We start from the raw sequence: 18033 nt of genomic DNA, 5'->3' as shown, positions 1-18033 counted from the left end.
CAAGGAGTTACCGGCCCGACAGGTCCACAGGGAGCAACTGGTCCAACCGGTCCGCAGGGAGCAACCGGTCCAACTGGCCCGCAAGGAGTTACGGGTCCAACCGGCCCGATTTTTGCCACAACCGGATTCTCTGCATTCGTATCTTCCCTATCAGTATCATCAGATACTCAAATAACAAACTGGGCCACAACTGCTCCTTATTATGGAGATGCCAGTTTTAATGCTACAACAGGAAACTTTACAGTACCTGCAACAGGAAGATATTCTATAAAGGCAACTATTAACTACTCCACAACAGTGGCAATAACAGGTTCCATTGGAAGCAATGTAAATCCGTCTTTTGCAGTATCGAGGACATCACCCACAGTTACTACGATTGTGAGCGGGCTATTCCCCCTTTTAAACATCAGCCTGATTGCCCTGACTTTAAGGGCTGTATTGGGAAATGGAACAGTAACCCTGGCTGGCGATGCAACATTAAATAGCGGTGACGTTGTGGGTCTGTTTTATGTATCAAGCGGTTTGTCCTTAAATCTGAACCTGGGAGGAGCCAATACAGGAGGAATCGTATGGTCTGTTCACAGGATTGCATAGCATAAGCGGACCGTAATCTCAAGTTTAATTATTTTATAAAAATTATCCCGAAGTTTAGCCAAATACTTTATATAATTAAAGTGTTCGTGAAAACTTCGGGATAATTTGTTTTTTACGAAATCCCATATACCTGCTTGTCAAATGCTTTATATCTGATAATTATCTAATCTAAATTGTATTCTTGCATGGTTATGGCATTAAAAACAGGTTATATTACTGGTGTGGTACAAATGTCTAAAAAAATTTGTCGATTTTCCACATTATTCCAACGAAATGGAATAAAACCCTGAATAGTTCCTCACAGCTCTGAAAGAAGTTGCATTGCACAAATTTCGCTGGCGAGGTATGATATTTCATAGAAAAACTTATGCAATCATGGAGGAGGCACAGCATGGTAGAACAGAAAAGATACAGATTGCAGGTAAGAGGTAAGCTCATTTTATTTGTAAGTGTTTTGGTTTTCAGCACAATTTTCCTGTTGACGGGGATCTTTTACGTAAGCTTGAATCGTGCGTATCAGAATTGGATTGATTCAAGCTATCAAAGTTTGATACAAATATCAAAACAGTGGTGGAAAGTCTTGTCAGCGAGTTAGAGGCCAATTATAAACGCTATGAAAATGGTGAGATTACAGAGCTGGAAGCACGAAAAAAATGCGGAAAGCATTGTGCGGGATACCCGTTACAACAATGGAACAGGCTATTTCTGGGCGGATACATCTACCGGATTGTGCGCCATACATATGAATCCTGATTACGAAGGGAAAAAGCGGTATAATGAACAGGATCTGGCCGGAGATTACTATATTCGTAATTTAATCGGGAATGGTTCAAAGCCTGGCGGCGGATATACCAATTATTACTTTACCAAGCCGGGACAGGATGGCATATTCTCAAAGAGGGCATATACCTTAAAATTTGAACCTTATGACTGGTATATCAGCACGGGTAATTATATTGATGATATTGACAGAGCCGTTGCAGGCTACCAAAAGCAGAAAATATTTGAAATATTGCTGCTTCTTGGAGTTTCAGCGGGCATCTGCGTGACCGGCCTTTTGGTTCTGGCCATCCAGTTGAATCGCATAACCGCGCCACTAAGCCCTATTGCAGGCCGTCTAAAGCTTTTGGCAGCGGGAGATGTACATACGCCTCCGGTGCCTGTCTGCCGGACAAAGGACGAGATGGAAGTACTGTCCCGTGCAACCGATGAGCTGATTATCAGGATGGCCGATGTGGTTAATGATATTACCATACATTTGGAGCATTTGGCCCAGGGCGATATGACTCTTCCGGTGGAAAAGGAATATTCTGGTGATTTTGCGCCAATCCGCGATTCCCTTCTTCTGATTCATCAGCAGCTTAACAGGACGCTGCGGGCCATCCACCAGTCGGCAGATCTGGTGAGCGCAGGTTCTTCCCAGGTGGCTGACGCTGCGCAGGCTCTGGCTTCGGGAGCTGCGGAGCAGGCTGGGACCATTGAACAGCTTTCTGCATCAATTACAGAGATTTCCACGCAGGTGGAGCAAAGCTCTGCACATATAGAAAAAGCAACCGGGTATGCAGAACAGACCGTAGAGCGGGTAGAAAATAGCAATGATAAAATGAAACAGATGCTAACGGCAATGGATGAGATTAAAATGACCTCAGATGAAATAGGGAAAATTACTAAGGATATGGATGGAATCGCTTTTCAGACAAATCTGCTGGCACTGAATGCGGCAGTGGAGGCTGCCCGTGCAGGTGAGGCAGGCAAAGGGTTTGCCATTGTGGCTGAAGAAGTCCGCGGCCTTGCCGCCCAGGCAGCTCAGGCTGCGAAACGGACGGCAGTATTGATTAAAAACGCCTCTAATGCTGTTAAAGAGGGAATGAACACGGCCCAGGAAAATGCGGACATTCTCATGGATGTTTCAAGCCAGGCCAGGCATGTGCGTGACTCATGGAGTCAGTGGAAACCACATCCCGTGAACAGACCATTGCCATTAATCAGGTAACTTATGGCATTACGCAGATATCTGCGGTAGTTCAGAGCAATGCAGCCACGGCCGAGCAAAGTTCTGCTTCCAGTGAAGAGCTTTCCGCGCAGGCCAATTTGCTGCGTGAAGAAGTAAATAAGTTTAAAATTACTGAACAGTAAGAAATAAGTGATTCATCTAACATTTGTTCGTTTCTTGTTTAAAAATTGAATTGTATGTTCTTTTTGATGATATATCCAAGAAGATGTTGAATTAAAAATCTCATTATGATACGATGAAGCTGGTCAGTTATTTCTAAATTAATTATATAAGGAGGTTTTTTATAAATGGATATCCGCTATTCTGCAAATCAGAAGGATTTCAAACGTTACACAACAGAAGAAACCAGAAATGAATTTTTAATTGAAAATTTATACATTGCCAATGAGGTAGTTGCTGTATATTCTCACGTAGACCGCATGGTGACTTTAGGCTGCATGCCAACAACAGAAACAGTTTCCATTGATAAGGGAATTGATATCTGGAAAAATTTCGGTACAAGCTATTTCCTTGAGAGACGTGAGGTTGGTATCTTCAACATTGGAGGCACAGGAAAGATCGTTGCAGATGGGGAAGAATTCAAAATGGGATATAAGGACTGCTTATATATCACCAAGGGAACAAAAGAAGTTATTTTTTCCAGTGATGATGCATCAAACCCTGCTAAATTCTATATGGTAAGTGCACCGGCCCATAAATCCTGCAAAACCACCTTCATTCCAATTGAAAAAGCAGCAAAGAAACCTCTGGGCGCTATGGAGACATCCAATAAACGTGTGATCAACCAGTTTATCCATCCGGACGTGCTGGAGACCTGCCAGCTGTCTATGGGCATGACCGTTCTGGATCCAGGCAGTGTATGGAACACCATGCCATCCCATACCCATGAAAGACGTATGGAGATTTACATGTACTTCGAAATTCCGGAGAACAATGTAGTATTTCATATGATGGGCGAAGGCAATGAGACAAGACACATTGTTATGCAGAATGAGCAGGCAGTAATCAGCCCATCCTGGAGCATCCATTCCGGTGCAGGTACCAGCAATTATACCTTCGTCTGGGCAATGGGCGGAGAGAACCAGGCATTCGATGATATGGATACAATTCCTACAACAGAATTAAGATAGTTTTTATATTTATGATAAAGCAGATGCGCTCTTTCCGGCGCATCTGCTTTTTGCTTTGCCGGAATCGGAATATGGTTCCTGGGTCAGGGGAATAATCTGGTGATCAGCTATTTTCCTTTGAATCGTGTGAAATCTCTGTGAAAATGTAGAAATCCGCCTTTCCATTTGATACAATATCACTGATGAATACTTTGTGATAGAAAGATCTGATTTCAGGAGGTTATATATGGAACAGTTAAAGATATTAGTAGTGGATGATGAGGCCAGAATGAGAAAGCTGGTAAAGGATTTTTTAAGTGTAAAAGGTTTTTCTGTGGTCGAGGCTTCCAATGGAGAAGAAGCTGTGGATATCTTTTTTGAGCAAAAGGACATAGTACTGATCATTTTGGATGTAATGATGCCTAAAATGGATGGCTGGGAGACCTGCAAAACAATCCGTAAATATTCCCAGGTTCCCATCATCATGCTGACAGCAAGAAGTGAAGAACGTGACGAGCTCCAGGGTTTTGACCTGGGGGTGGATGAGTACATTTCAAAGCCCTTCAGCCCCAAGATTCTGGTGGCCCGTGTGGATGCCATATTAAGGCGCAGCAATGCTGTCGCCGCAGATACAGTGGAAATTGGAGGAATCTGTATTGACAAAGCGGCCCATCAGGTCACCATTGACGGAAAAGACATTGATTTAAGCTACAAGGAATTTGAACTTTTAGCTTATTTCCTGGAAAATCAGGGGATTGCCCTATCCAGGGAGAAAATACTGAACAATGTCTGGAATTACGATTACTTTGGAGATGCCCGGACCATAGATACCCATGTAAAGAAGTTGAGAAACAAGATGGGTGATAAAGGAGACTATATTAAGACCATATGGGGAATGGGATATAAATTCGAAGTATGAGGAACGCCCTGCGGGCATACCTTTATGTCCGAAAACAGTGGACAAAAAAGAGGAAAGGATATCATTTGAGGTGAATAAATGAAGCATTCCATCAGGGCACGTTTTGCCATAATTTTTGTATGTCTGATGGCCTTTGTCCTTACTTCCACATGGTGCGTAAACAACTGGTTTCTGGAGAGCTTTTACACCAGCGATAAGGTACGCACTCTGGAGAGAGCCTATACGCAGATCGACAAGGTAGTAACACAGGCGAATGAGAGCGGGAAAGGGATCATTGAATATTATAAGGATACCTATGACCCCAATTTTAAAAATGAAGGCCCGGCGCAGAAGATGTTCCGCATCATGGGGGAAAAATACAATCTGATGACAGTGCTGATCGACAGCACCACAGACGAGGCCCTCATATCCACAAACGGGGATCAGCTGTTTTTAAAAAACAGGGTGGAGGCGTATATATTCGGAAAGAACATGCCGGAAGCCAGTATTTTAAAAAAACACGATAATTACATTATTCAGAAAACTTATGACAGACGTTCCGATTCTTATTATCTGGAAAGCTGGGGATATTTTTCTGACAATAAAACCATTTTCCTCATATCCATTCCTCTTGCCAGCATTACAGAAAGTGTGGATCTGGCGAACCGGTTTCTCGCCTATGTGGGAGTGGCGGCTCTGGTCATAGGAAGTATATTTATATATTTTACCACAAAAAGAATTACTTCGCCCATTCTTCAGCTGGCCAATTTATCAGAAAAGATGTCGGCGCTGGACTTTGATGCCAAATACATTGGCACAGAGGAAGACGAGATTGGAGTGCTGGGAAACAGCATGAACCAGCTGTCTAATACCTTAAAGGATACCATCGGGCAGCTGCGGGCAGCCAACGAAAAGCTACAGAAGGATATTGATGAAAAGATAAAAATTGATGAAATGCGAAAGGATTTTATCGCCAATGTTTCCCATGAATTAAAGACTCCCATTGCACTTATCCAGGGATATGCGGAGGGCCTTACGGAAGGGATGGCGGAGGATCCGGAAAGCAGGGATTATTACTGCGGAGTCATCATGGATGAGACAGGAAAAATGAATACCATGGTCCGCCAATTACTTAATCTTACTGCCCTTGAATTTGGCAATGACAGCATTCAGATGGAACGCTTCGATCTGACGGAACTGCTTCGCGGTATCATTAATTCCGCAGGTATTTTGATTCAGCAGAAGGGCGCTGAGGTGAAACTGGAAGATTGCGGTCCCATTTATGTACTTGCCGATGAATTTAAAATAGAAGAAGTCATTACAAACTATTTGAATAATGCGCTGAACCATTTGGAAGGAGAGCGTAAGATTGTGATAACGGCGGAGGAGAATGGAGAGGAAGCTCTTGTAACCGTATTTAACACCGGTCAGAATATCCCGGATGAGGACTTGCCGAAGATTTGGACCAAGTTTTTTAAGGTGGATAAGGCACATACAAGGGGATATGGGGGCAGCGGTATTGGTCTTTCTATTGTTAAGGCGATTATGGATTCCCATGGGAAGTCCTGTGGTGTACGGAATGTGAAGGGGGGCGTGGAATTCTGGTTTACTCTGGATTGTTATAAAGAAAGTTCGTAGTTTGTTATTTAAGGACAGAAGATGGCCGATATAACTAATAGAAAATGGAATGAGATACCGTAAGACGTATTCCGTGAAAGGAGAATGAAAGGAATGGATATTGGCGCAATGAGCATGGATATGAGCCTTGCAAGAGTACAGCAGAGTGCAGGGATCAGCGTTGCAAAGAAGGCTATGGATTCTCAGGAAATAGCTGCCGAAGGATTGTTAAAGATGGCGGAAGCGGCGCTTCCCCAGCAGGTGTCCGGGAATGGAATCGGACAGATTGTGGATACCAGAGCCTAGAGGGGAAGAGGGGATATGCGGAGGCATATCTCCTTTTCTATTATTAACTCAGGAATTGCCCGATCCCCTTAAATTTGATCTTGAGATTGCCATATTATTTGCTTTTGCGGCGCTTATGGGCTATATTTGCCAGTCAATAATTTTACCGGGATTCTGAGCCATTGAATAAACAACAAAACCAATATCATATACAAGATGCACGATGGCAGAGTATACATTTTGATTTGCAGGTATCATTATAACGATAAATAGAAAATATTTTAAAATATTAAAAAAAAGACTTATCTTTCATTCCCATTGGTACGATAAAGTACATGAAAGGAAGTTATAAAAACATATATTTAAATTCATTTAAATGTTATGTTTTACACACTTCCAAAGATACATGTGTCAAAAATCTGGAATCGTTCCTGCGGCTGGTACCCCGCAAGATTCCGCAGTTATGATCTTCGTATTTTCCTGATTCAGGAAAATACATCACGCAGGGAAAAGGAATTCCCTGAAAACACATTCAAGGAGGAAATATCTATGAGAATTCAACACAATATCGCTGCTTTAAATGCACACAGACAGTTAGGAAACAATAACACTTCAGTAAGTAAGAGCCTTGAGAAATTATCTTCTGGTTACAGAATCAACCGTGCAGGTGATGACGCTGCTGGCCTTGCTATTTCTGAGAAGATGAGAGCACAGATCACAAGCCTTGATACCGCTCAGAAGAATGCTAACGATGGTATTTCTTTGATCCAGACCGCTGAAGGTGCTTTGACAGAAGTTCATTCCATGTTAAATCGTATGGTTGAGATATCTATGCAGTCTGCTAACGGAATCTATGACCAGGACGTTGACCGTAAGAACTTACAGGAAGAATATGATCAGTTAACAACTGAAATTGATCGTATTGCTAATACCACAACTTTCAATGGAACAAAACTTCTGAATGGTAATGGTGCAGCGTCAACAACAATTACACTTCAGATCGGTGATACAGCAAGCACCAACAATATGTTAGGTGTAAAGATCAGCAGCATTGCGACTTCTGCAACAGGAATGTCAGGAATTGGCACTGCTAAGATCGACGGTGCTGATACTACTAAAGCTGCAGCAACTGTATCAAAGGTTAAGGATGCTATCAACTATGTTTCCAGTATTCGTGGTAAGTTAGGTGCATATCAGAACCGTCTGGAGCATACAGTTAACAACTTAGGCGCAACCGCTGAGAACATGACTGCTGCAGAAAGCCGCATTCGTGACGTGGATATGGCGAAAGAGATGATGTCCTATACCAAGAACAACATTCTTGTTCAGGCTTCTCAGGCTATGCTGGCTCAGGCAAATCAGCTTCCACAGGGCGTATTACAGTTACTTCAGTAATTGCCGCATTTTAAGCTTACAATCCCCCGGAAAGATGGTTTTTCGGGGGATTATTTTATCGAAATAGGAGGAGTTCTTATGAAACCGGTCATTCGTCTGTCCCAGTGCATGATTGTGAAGGATGAGGAAAAAAAATATCAGGCAGGCTCTGAGCTGGGGAAAAGGAATTGTCTGCGAGCAGATCGTGGTAGACACGGGATCTACCGATAAGACAGTAGAAATAGCGGAAGCCATGGGAGCAAAGGTCTTTCATTTTCCGTGGGATCATGATTTTTCTGCCGCTAAAAACTTTGCTATTGAGCAGGCGAAAGGGAATTGGATTGCGTTTCTGGATGCAGATGAATATTTTTCAGATGAAGATGCGAGAAAGATATTACCAATGCTAAAAAGAGTGGAAAAGAATTCTTCTCATCCGGCCCGTCCCCATGTGATAAGGACTTTGCTGGTAAATTTGGATGACTCCGGGAACCGTATAAATACCGGGGTGCAGTATCGGATTTTCAGGAACATTCCGAAACTCCGTTATCGAAGCAGGATTCATGAATATCTGGATTTAACCGATGGAAGTCAGCTCTTTTCCTGGGATGCCATGGAAAACCTTGCTGTTTTCCATACCGGATACGCAAGGGCAGTATGCATAGAAAAAAAGAAAGAAGAGCGCAATATCTTCATGATACGAAAAGAACTGGAAAAAGATCCGGGAAATTCCATGATGTGGTCTTATCTTGGGGATTCTCTTCTGGCAGATGAAAAGCTGGAGGAGGCAGAGGAAGCTTTTTTCCGTGCAACTGAGAATCCGGATGCTGTTATGGAGATAGATAGGAGGAATCTCAGCTTTGCCTTTTGGCTTAAGACAAAGTATATAAGGAATTCTGACAGTGATGAAGACTTTATGGAGGTTTATCAAAACGCGAAAAGCCGTGGATGCGATACTCCGGATGTAGACTATTGGGCAGGGCAATGGTTCTGCAGACAAGGGGTAGAGGAGAAGGCAAGGCTGTACTTTGAACAGGCACTTCATATGCTGGATGAGTATAAGGGAAATGATCCTCTTGACATGTCTGGAAGACTTACCTTTGTATACCAGTGGCTCTTTTTCTTCTATGCAAAGCATAACCGTTCTTCTGAGATGATCCGGTACGGCGTGTTTACTTTAAGGGCAGAACCTTACGAGTTTTCTGTCTTAAAGGAGATATTGCTTCTTCTAAAAAGAGAGCCGGGAGAGGAAGCGACTGCTGCGGCTACTTTTGGCTTTCTGTCAAAGCTCTATGACCTTTCTTCTTTTAAGAATAAGGCTTTTTTTAATAAAGGTAGCAGAAAAGGTTCCTTTTCCGGCATTGGAAAAACAGATTTCTTCTTTGTTGTCTGAGGAGGAGCAGAAATTTGTTGCCGGAGCAAACGAGATTTTTAGCTAAAATACAAATAAAGGAAAAGATATGTTGGAAATTGGCGTACAGTCAGAGGAATTATCAGAGAAAGTGCAATAGAAGCAGGATATAAGAAAATTAAGCAGGCTGGAATCACTTGCGTGGATTACAATATCGTGAGTCCTGAAGACAGCACACAGAAACTGGAAGTTACCTATTTTAAAAAAACATCAGGAATGCGCGGCAAGGCATGGGATACGGTTTCCTCAAGTGCATGCGCCTATATTTAAGTACGAACCAAACAGACCGGATAAAATGGAATATATTCTGGAGGAAATGAAGAAAAGTATTGCCATATGCAGGCTTCTTGGAAGTCCGTATATGGTAGTGCATCCGCTGGAACTGGCATTTGAGCTGGGAAGGGCGGAAGAGAAAAGAATAAATCTGGAATATTTTGAATCATTGACAGAAGAAGCCAGCCGGCAAAAGGTAGTGATCTGCATTGAAAATATGCCTTACCGGAGAGTTGGAAGGGTATGGGAAGGCGCTTGCTCCGAGGCTGATAAGACGGTAGAATATATTGATATCTTGAATAAGAAAGCCGGAGAAGAGCGCTTTGGTGCTTGTTTTGACGTAGGACATGCCAATGTGCTTGGGAAAAATCTTAGAGAAGAAGTGAGGGCGCTTGGCTCTCATTTAAAAGTACTGCATATTCATGATAATGATGGAGTCACGGATTCTCACCAAATACCCTATAGCTTTTCCGATGCCAGGACCGGGCTTTGTTCTACAGATTGGAGTGGATTTTTATTAGGACTCAGAGAGATCAGTTTTGAGGGTGTGCTTAGCTTTGAAACTTACCGGAGTTTTACAGGTTTTCCGGGAGTATTGCAAGATTCGTTGCTTCAATTCCTTTATAGGATAGGAGTTAATTTTTCTCATGTCATATGTTTTAATCAAATATTAGATCAGATGGGCTCTAGAAAAAAAGATTTTATTTGGGGCTGGCAGGATGTTTGATGTATACATGGGTCAATATGGAAAAAAACATCCTCCTGTTTTTGTTGTAGATAATAATGCTTGCCTTTGGGGAACAGAAAAGCTAGGGATTCCTATTTGTAATCCAGAGGCTATATTTGAGATTCCTGAAGATGAGAGGATTGTGATTTTGTGCAATGGTTATTATGAAGAAATAGCAAAACAACTGAGTGATATGGGAATCAATCACTATGAATTGACAGAAGAAATACTGAGAATGAACGGTAAACCAATTTAAATGTGGAAAAAAGCAATCAAAGGGAGAATCTATGTTGAAGATAGGAATACAGTCCCGGCTTTTATTAGGGAATAAAGCGGAAGAAAAAGATTTTCATAGGATAAGGGCTGCAGGTTTTGACTGTATCGATTTTAATCTTGACCGTTTTTTTACCTAATAATCTTATTTATCAGGGAAAAATAAATCATTTCTTCGATCAGTCCGAGGAAATGCTATCTGCACATTTTGATGAATACTACCTTATGGCACAACGAGAGGGATTGGAGTTTTCTCAGGCCCATGCTCCATATCCTCTATATGTTTATGGCAGAGAAGAAGACAAGGAATATTTACATATGGTAGCGGAGAAAAGTATTCTTGCCTGTGCTGCACTTCATGCGCCATATTTGGTCGTACATCCTTTTAAATTGTCTTATCCATTGGGAAGATTGGAAGAATATAAGAAAAATATGGACTTTTTTTCAAAGCCTGATTCCTTCATGTAAGAGATACGGTGTAAAAATTTGTCTGGAAAATTTATATGATGGTTTTGGGGGAAGAATCTGCGAAGGTGTATGCGCAGACCCTTATCAAGCGGCTGAATATGTGGACAAACTAAATCAAATAGCAGGGGAAGAGTGCTTTGCTTTTTGTTTTGACACGGGACATGCCAATATTCTCGGTAAAAATATGAAGGAGACGATCCTTACCTTAGGGGACAGAATACAGGCACTTCATATTCACGATAATGATGGAATCCGTGACCTGCATCAATTACCGTTTACTTTCACGAAAGAATTGGCTGGAGAAGTAAGCACTGATTGGAACGGTTTCTTATACGGGCTGAAAGAAATAGGATTCCATGGTGTGCTGAGCTTTGAGACCTTTGGGGCATTGAAGTGCTTTCCGGAAGAGTTGCAGGACAGTGTGCTTAGACTGATTGCAGATATTGGAAGGCATTGGGCAAAGCAGTTAGAGGAGGGAACAGGACGATAAAATGAAAAAGGTAATTACATATGGTTCTTTTGATTTATTTCATGAGGGACACTACAAGCTGCTTAAGAGAGCGAAAGCTTTAGGCGATTATTTGATTGTGGGAGTTACCACGGAGCAATATGATGAATCCCGGGGGAAATTAAACGTAGTAGATTCCATTATAGACCGGATTGAAAATGTGAAAAAAACCGGATTTGCAGATAAAATCATAGTGGAAGACCACGTGGGACAAAAAGTGGAGGATATTCATAAATACGGTGTGGATACATTTGCCATTGGCTCAGATTGGATAGGTGAATTTGACTATCTGAAAGATTTTTGTGAGGTGGTGTATCTGGAAAGAACAAAGGAAATATCCAGTACCTTAATAAGAAAACAAAAGTATCCCATTATAAACATGGGAATCGTGGGAACCGGACGTATTGCAGCACGATTTATACCTGAAGCGAAGTTTGTTAGCGGTATTGAAACGGTCAGTGTTTACAATCCTCACAGGGAAAGTGCGGAACGGTTTGCAAAGCGTTTCGAGGTTCAGGCAAATTGGGAGAGCTTTGAGGAATTTTTTAAATCCGTTAGATGCGGTATATATTGCTTCTTTGCATCAGACACATTATGAATATGCAAAAGCAGCTTTAAGCCAGGGAAAGCATGTATTGTGTGAAAAACCCATGGCCTTTTCTAAAGCACAGGCGCAGGAGCTGTTTGCAACGGCAAAAGCCAACGACTGTTTGCTCCTGGAGGCTATTAAAACAGCGTATTGTCCCGGCTTTAGTCAGCTTTTGGGAGTAGCGAGAAGCGGAATCATTGGGAACATTGTGGATGTGGAAGCCTGCTTTACCAGAATTGCAGATCCGGATTCCAGGGAAAGTAAGGACTCAAATTACGGTGGCGGTTTTCTGGAATTTGGAAACCATACGATGCTTCCTATCTTTAAACTGTTAGGAACACAATATAAAAGTGTAAGCTTTGACAGTATAAAAAAATGAGCATGGCATTGATTTGTATACAAAAGCCTCTTTTTCTTTTGAAAGAGGGCTGGCATTGTCTAAAACCGGCGTTGCTGTAAAATCAGAGGGGCAGTTGATTATTGCAGGAACCAAAGGATATATTCTCGCGGAGTCCCCTTGGTGGCTGACAAAGTCCTTTGAAGTTCGTTTTGAAAATCCTTACAAGAAGGAACAGTATACTGCCAGATTTTTAGGAGATGGCCTTCGTTATGAATTAAGTGAATTCGTGTCGTTGATTCACAATGGAGAGAGAAAATCTTATAAATTCACAGAAGAGGAATCCATTGCTATGGCGGGAGTTGTGGAGAAATTCATGGAGACGAGAAAATGAGGTATCAGACGAAAATATATGGTCATCGCGGAGCGAGCCAGTATGCACCGGAAAATACCATGGAAGCATTTCAGATGGCTTACGATATGGGAGCAGATGGGATTGAATTTGATGTACAGATGACAAGAGATGGATATCTGGTAGTCACCCATGATGAGGAGATAAGCAGGGTATCCAATGGCAAAGGATATGTGAAAGACTATTCCCTGGAAGAATTAAGAGGCTTTCAATTCAACAGGACACATCCTGAATTTGAAGGGGTTAAAATTCCTTTGCTGGAGGAAGTGTTGGAACAATTTGTCCCCAAAAGGTCCAAGGGTGAAAAAGCATTTTTGTTTAATATAGAACTGAAAAATAACATATTTTCCTATGAGGGTATGGAAGAAAAAGTATTGAAAATAATAAAAGAAAAAAAGGTGCTTGACAGAACATTATTTTCTTCTTTTTCACATGCGTCTATGCTGAAGCTTCGAGAGATGGAAGATTCGGCAAAGGTGGCATTTCTTTATTGCGACGGTATTATGGATATTGGGGATTATGCAGAGAAGTACAAAATAAATACAGTTCATCCTGCATGGTATCTTTTGGACAGGAAAGGTATATTTGAGGATCTTCATGAAAGAGGAATAGAAATAAATATTTGGACAATAAATAGCGGAAAAGAAATACGTCGTTTTTGTGATATGGGTGTGGATGGAATTATAACCAACAAACCTGATTTAGGAAGTGAGATAAGAGATGATAAGTAATTTACAGGCGGAATGCCTGCTTGCTTTTAATATATGGGATGTTAATTCTGCCAAAGCGGTAGTCGATGCAGCAGCTGATCGGAAAAAAAATATCATTCTACAGACTTCGGCGGGAATATACAGCCAAATAGATGCCAGGGAGACGAGAGCATTTATTAAGAGCTATGCTGATAAAAAGAAAATCAGCGTATGGCTGCATTTGGATCATTGTAAAGATATGAAAATAATTGAGGATGCCATTGCAATGGAATGGGATTCAGTTATGATAGATGCTTCTGATTTAAGCATACAGGAAAACATTGATAAGACAAATCGGGTAATGGAAATGGCGCATAAAGTGGGGGTGTTGGTAGAGGCAGAAGTCGGACAGATAAAAGGAATCGAGGATAATATAGATATACAGGAGCACCGCATCGCAAGCCGGGAGGAAATAAGAAAATTTCTTGCGGAGACAGAAGTCGATATGCTTGCTGTAGCATTTGGCAATGCTCACGGCATTTATAAAGGAAAACCAAAACTGGATTATGATTTGATAGATTATGTGGCACAGTTATCTGGAATACCGTTTGTCGTACATGGAGGCAGTGGTATGGAAGACGGTGAAATCAGGAAACTGTCCCAAAAGGAAAATGTAAGAAAGATAAATATATCAACGGAAGTCAAGCTGGCATATCGGAAAGGAATTATGAAATCTCTGAAAGATGGACTCCTGGAAGAAGAGGGATTTCAGGCAACTCTTGTGGAAAAGACAATTTATGAGGCTATTTACCAGATGGCGTTTCATAAATTAGGAATCATCATATAGAAAAAGGACAAAAAGCAATGAAGAATGTAATGGTTATCAATATGGGGTTGAAAAGTATAAGGTGCATCGTTTTTAATGAAAACGGGATGAAGCTATTTAATGAAGCAATCCCGATTAAGACGGCTATCAGCGCGGAAAAAGTGGAACAGGATCCGAGAGAGTGGTGGCAGAGTGCGGAGAAGCTTATAGAAAGAGCAGCCTGTGAATGTAAGGATATATGTATTGATTACATAACTGTTACGGCATCTGCTTCTTGCCTTGTATGCGTTGATAAAAAAGGGACGCCGCTTATGAGGGCATTTATGGTTTCCGATAAAAGGGCAGAAGAAGAGAGTAAATATATTTCTGAACTGGATGAATTTAAAAAGGTATATGAGGAAACATTGCTGGATATGAGTGCCAGCCTTATGCTGCCAAGAATATTATGGGTAAAAAGAAACATGCCCGAAGTTTTCGATGAGACGGATAAATTTTTATCGCCCAATGATTTTATGCTGTATATGCTTAGCGGATTATATGTCACGGATTATTTTAATGCGATAAAATATCACTATAATATAGAGAAAAGGTATTACCCGGAAAATCTTTTAAATGTGTTAGGAATTTCAGGGGAAAGACTTCCAAGGGTGATGGATCCGGGAGATACCATAGGAAAAATATGCCCGGATTTGGCCGGAAGACTGGGAATTAATAAGAATGCGGAAATTATTGTTTCGTCTTACGATGCGATTTGTTCCTTTGTAGGGAGTGGAGCGGCAGAAGATGGCGAAGCGAGCGATGTGTCGGGAACAGTAACAGTATTGCGTGCTTTATCAAGAAATAGCAGTCTTAAAAGCAATTCCTTAATCTATAATCTTCCACTTTATAAAGAGGACGCTCATATTATAGGCGGCAGCAATAATTTGGGCGGGGGCTTGATCGAGTGGGTAAAACAATGTTATTATCAAAACGAAATTTATCCTTATGAGATAATGGAAAAAGAAGCAGGAGAATCGGTTCTTGGAGCGAGAGGTTTAATATTTCTTCCCTATCTGTTGGGAGAGCGGGCGCCGATTTGGGATGATAATGCACGAGGTGTATTTTTTGGTATAGAAAGAATGCACACCAGGAAGGATATGACGAGGGCGGTATTTGAAAGCACTGGTTTTATTGATATGGATATGATAGCTGCTATCGAACAAACGGGAACAAAGATTAGTTCAGTTCGTTTATCAGGCGGATTGGCAAGAATTAATCTTATCTCTCAGATAAAAGCGGATATTTTGGGGCGGGATGTACTTGTTTTATCCGAATTTGAGACCACATCTACGGGTGCGGCGATGATGGTTCTGCTTGGGAAGGGATATTTTGCGGACCTAAGAGAGGCGGCAGAAAAGTTTGTATCTGTACGTATGATCATAAAGCCCAATATGATAAATCATCAAAAATATATGTATATGTATGAGCTTTATAAAGATACCTATGAGACTGTCAAAGATTTATATGTAAGAAGAAAGAAATTAATTAAAGAGATGGTCGATGACAGAGAAGTCAGAATTGAAAATTTATGAGGTTTTACTATGAAAGGATTTACTTTAGAGTTACCCACAAAGATATATTTTGGAAATAATAATGTGGAAGAAGCCTTAAAGAAAGAAAACAAATGGCTGACCGGAAATGTCATGATAGTTACAACTGGAAGAAGCCTGATAAAATTCGGATATTTGAATGAACTAAAGAATATTCTGGACAATCTTCCGAATGTAGAAGAAACCATAATATTTGATAATATAAGCGCTAATCCAAAGCTGGAGGAAATTAATGAGGCAGTTAAAATAGGTATGGATAGACGAGTGAAAGCGATTATCGGTTTTGGAGGAGGAAGCGCCATAGATGCAGCAAAAACTACTGCGGTGGGATTAGGAACCTTTGAGAAATTGGAACGTTTTTTTATTGGAGGGAATAGAACCTACCGGGAATACGCTGCCCATAATAGCCATACCGACTACTGCCGGCAGTGGAAGCGAATTGAGCAAGGGTGCAATTATATCCAGTCTGACTCATCATATGAAAGGCGGAATAAGAGGAACTATGGTATTGCCGAAAGCGGCAATTGTAAATCCTGTATACACATGGACCATGCCCCTTGGTATTACGATGGAAACAGGATTTGATGCTTTGGCCCACGCCATAGAAAGTTATACGGCGGTAAAGGCAAATAGCTGGTCACATATGATCTCGGAAAAGGCCATCAGACGGTAGGACAGAATCTTCCGTTATTAATGGTCAACTTGGATAATCATGAAGCGAGAGAGGCTATGAGCTATGCGAGCATGATAATTGGAATTAACTTAGCCAACGTAGGAACATGTCTTCCTCACCGGATGCAGTATGCAGTGGGAGCTAAGACGGATACAAGCCATGCGGCAGGAGTATCGGCATTATATCCTGCATGGATACAAAGACAATATGATGTAAATGAAAAAAAAGTGAAGGATATTATGTACTGGTTGACCGGTAAGGAGATATCTAACGGTGATGAAGCAAGGGAAGAAATGGCTGAGTTCATGAAAAAAATAGGCATTCTTAAAACTCTTGCCGATTTAGGAATTAAAAAAGAGGATTTACCGGAGTTGACAAAACAGGTAACGGGAAATATTGGCAATGATAAATTGAGTTCACAGAAGGATATTATATCGAGCATTTATGGCGATTCATTATAGAACGGGAGAGAATAAATATGCAGGCGATCATTATGGCAGCAGGAAAAGGCAGCAGATTAGGCAGCCTAACAGAAAATATGCCTAAATCATTTTTGGAAATTAAAGGAATCAAGATGATTGAATATAATATTTCCATGCTTCACGTGTTTGGAATTAAAGATATCATTATTGTAACAGGCTATCAAAGTGAATTGTTTGAAGAATTGGCGGAGAAGATAGACGGAATTCGCTGTGTTTTCAATCCGTTTTATGAGATGGTAAACGTATTAGGTTCCTTTTATATGGCGAAGGATTTTCTCCATGATGATTTTGTCTATTTACATGCAGATACCTTATGTGCCCCTGAAATATTTGAGGCTATGCTTCGAGAAGAGGGCGATATGATCTTACCCGTAGATTATGGACCATGTGATGAAGAGGCTATGAAGGTAAAGGTAAAAGACGGAAAAATTATAGAAATAAATAAGACAATGGAATGTGAAACCTCGGAAGGCGAATTTATAGGAATAGCAAAAATCAATAAAAGCGTAATAGGAGAACTGAATAAGGCAGCCATTGAATTAATGAAAGAGAAAGCATTTGCGTCTTATTTTGAAGGAGCGGTCCAAAGAGTAATTGATGAACAGAGCTTCCTTGTAAAACCTTTGCCTACACGAGGGTATTTTTGGAATGAGGTAGACTTTGTCCAGGATTATCAAAGAGCAAGCGCTGGGATACCGGACTCGCTTATCCAAATGGCAAGGAAGGAGTTCTAGAAATGACTAAATTAAGCAGCGAAGAAAGATATATAAGAAAACGAAAAAGAGAATGCTATAGAACGAATCTTTTCTACCATTTACTTCGGCTTTTCCCTATTAATAAGAAAAAAATCGTTTTCACTACGTTTGAGGGGACGGGGATAACGTATTG

Annotated in this window: 22 protein-coding genes and 1 pseudogene; all 23 read left to right on the top strand. The window is 41.1% G+C overall.

The window, feature by feature from the left end; translation table 11 throughout:
* Positions 1–594 (top strand): annotated as a pseudogene (locus tag JCM10519_RS24115) (collagen-like protein); the annotation flags it as partial.
* A 613-nt stretch (positions 595–1207) separates the two neighbouring features.
* Positions 1208–2587 (top strand): methyl-accepting chemotaxis protein, encoded by a 1380-nt coding sequence (locus JCM10519_RS24105; RefSeq protein WP_054742476.1) that lies wholly within the window; start codon positions 1208–1210, stop codon positions 2585–2587.
* Complete coding sequence (locus tag JCM10519_RS24100; protein WP_054742474.1) at positions 2542–2730, top strand: hypothetical protein; 189 nt, start codon at positions 2542–2544, stop codon at positions 2728–2730. Before JCM10519_RS24105 ends, JCM10519_RS24100 begins: the two co-directional genes overlap by 46 nt.
* 165 nt (positions 2731–2895) lie before the next feature.
* A complete protein-coding gene (gene kduI, locus JCM10519_RS24095) occupies positions 2896–3738 on the top strand; it encodes a 5-dehydro-4-deoxy-D-glucuronate isomerase (protein WP_054742472.1) in 843 nt (280 codons plus the stop codon).
* A 226-nt stretch (positions 3739–3964) separates the two neighbouring features.
* Complete coding sequence (locus JCM10519_RS24090; protein ID WP_054742470.1) at positions 3965–4636, top strand: response regulator; 672 nt, start codon at positions 3965–3967, stop codon at positions 4634–4636.
* A 78-nt stretch (positions 4637–4714) separates the two neighbouring features.
* On the top strand, positions 4715–6253 hold the full coding sequence (locus JCM10519_RS24085; RefSeq protein ID WP_054742468.1) for an ATP-binding protein: 1539 nt from the start codon (positions 4715–4717) through the stop codon (positions 6251–6253).
* Positions 6254–6346: 93 nt separating this feature from the next.
* On the top strand, positions 6347–6538 hold the full coding sequence (locus JCM10519_RS24080) for a YjfB family protein (RefSeq protein WP_347845352.1): 192 nt from the start codon (positions 6347–6349) through the stop codon (positions 6536–6538).
* Positions 6539–7066: 528 nt separating this feature from the next.
* On the top strand, positions 7067–7912 hold the full coding sequence (locus tag JCM10519_RS24075) for a flagellin (protein ID WP_054742464.1): 846 nt from the start codon (positions 7067–7069) through the stop codon (positions 7910–7912).
* Positions 7913–8033: 121 nt separating this feature from the next.
* The gene (locus tag JCM10519_RS24070; RefSeq protein ID WP_054742462.1) at positions 8034–9281 is read left to right on the top strand and encodes a glycosyltransferase; all 1248 of its coding nucleotides are present in this window, start codon (positions 8034–8036) and stop codon (positions 9279–9281) included.
* A gap of 159 nt (positions 9282–9440) precedes the next feature.
* Positions 9441–9569: a hypothetical protein gene (locus JCM10519_RS33640; RefSeq protein ID WP_347845351.1), complete on the top strand. Its 129-nt coding sequence runs from the start codon at positions 9441–9443 to the stop codon at positions 9567–9569.
* On the top strand, positions 9550–10299 hold the full coding sequence (locus JCM10519_RS24065) for a sugar phosphate isomerase/epimerase (RefSeq protein ID WP_347845350.1): 750 nt from the start codon (positions 9550–9552) through the stop codon (positions 10297–10299). The genes JCM10519_RS33640 and JCM10519_RS24065 overlap by 20 nt, the downstream gene beginning before the upstream one ends.
* Positions 10292–10555, top strand: a complete 264-nt coding sequence (locus JCM10519_RS24060; protein WP_054742458.1) for a hypothetical protein — start codon at positions 10292–10294, stop codon at positions 10553–10555. The genes JCM10519_RS24065 and JCM10519_RS24060 overlap by 8 nt, the downstream gene beginning before the upstream one ends.
* A gap of 116 nt (positions 10556–10671) precedes the next feature.
* The gene (locus JCM10519_RS33635; RefSeq protein WP_347845355.1) at positions 10672–11040 is read left to right on the top strand and encodes a hypothetical protein; all 369 of its coding nucleotides are present in this window, start codon (positions 10672–10674) and stop codon (positions 11038–11040) included.
* A complete protein-coding gene (locus JCM10519_RS33630) occupies positions 10931–11530 on the top strand; it encodes a sugar phosphate isomerase/epimerase (protein ID WP_347845354.1) in 600 nt (199 codons plus the stop codon). The genes JCM10519_RS33635 and JCM10519_RS33630 overlap by 110 nt, the downstream gene beginning before the upstream one ends.
* Position 11531: 1 nt before the next feature.
* The gene (locus JCM10519_RS33625; RefSeq protein WP_347845349.1) at positions 11532–12146 is read left to right on the top strand and encodes an adenylyltransferase/cytidyltransferase family protein; all 615 of its coding nucleotides are present in this window, start codon (positions 11532–11534) and stop codon (positions 12144–12146) included.
* A complete protein-coding gene (locus tag JCM10519_RS33620) occupies positions 12127–12516 on the top strand; it encodes a Gfo/Idh/MocA family oxidoreductase (RefSeq protein WP_347845348.1) in 390 nt (129 codons plus the stop codon). The genes JCM10519_RS33625 and JCM10519_RS33620 overlap by 20 nt, the downstream gene beginning before the upstream one ends.
* A gap of 55 nt (positions 12517–12571) precedes the next feature.
* Complete coding sequence (locus JCM10519_RS33615) at positions 12572–12868, top strand: hypothetical protein (protein ID WP_347845347.1); 297 nt, start codon at positions 12572–12574, stop codon at positions 12866–12868.
* Entirely contained in the window at positions 12865–13617 is a 753-nt protein-coding gene (locus JCM10519_RS24045) for a glycerophosphodiester phosphodiesterase family protein (protein WP_054742456.1), read from the top strand. The genes JCM10519_RS33615 and JCM10519_RS24045 overlap by 4 nt, the downstream gene beginning before the upstream one ends.
* Positions 13607–14422 carry a class II fructose-bisphosphate aldolase gene (locus JCM10519_RS24040; RefSeq protein ID WP_054742454.1) on the top strand — a complete coding sequence of 272 codons (816 nt, stop codon included), beginning with the start codon at positions 13607–13609 and terminating at the stop codon, positions 14420–14422. The genes JCM10519_RS24045 and JCM10519_RS24040 overlap by 11 nt, the downstream gene beginning before the upstream one ends.
* A gap of 17 nt (positions 14423–14439) precedes the next feature.
* Positions 14440–15972, top strand: coding sequence for an FGGY family carbohydrate kinase (locus tag JCM10519_RS24035; RefSeq protein ID WP_054742452.1), 1533 nt, complete (start codon positions 14440–14442; stop codon positions 15970–15972).
* A gap of 9 nt (positions 15973–15981) precedes the next feature.
* Complete coding sequence (locus JCM10519_RS24030) at positions 15982–16575, top strand: iron-containing alcohol dehydrogenase (RefSeq protein ID WP_054742450.1); 594 nt, start codon at positions 15982–15984, stop codon at positions 16573–16575.
* 48 nt (positions 16576–16623) lie between these two features.
* Positions 16624–17124, top strand: a complete 501-nt coding sequence (locus tag JCM10519_RS24025; protein ID WP_347845353.1) for an iron-containing alcohol dehydrogenase — start codon at positions 16624–16626, stop codon at positions 17122–17124.
* A gap of 17 nt (positions 17125–17141) precedes the next feature.
* Entirely contained in the window at positions 17142–17879 is a 738-nt protein-coding gene (locus tag JCM10519_RS24020; protein ID WP_054742447.1) for a sugar phosphate nucleotidyltransferase, read from the top strand.
* The last annotated feature ends 154 nt before the right edge of the window (positions 17880–18033 follow it).

This window comes from Clostridium sp. NkU-1, assembly GCA_001312405.1.
Note: the sequence above shows the minus strand (reverse complement) of the source record. Positions and strands in the feature narration are given on the sequence as shown.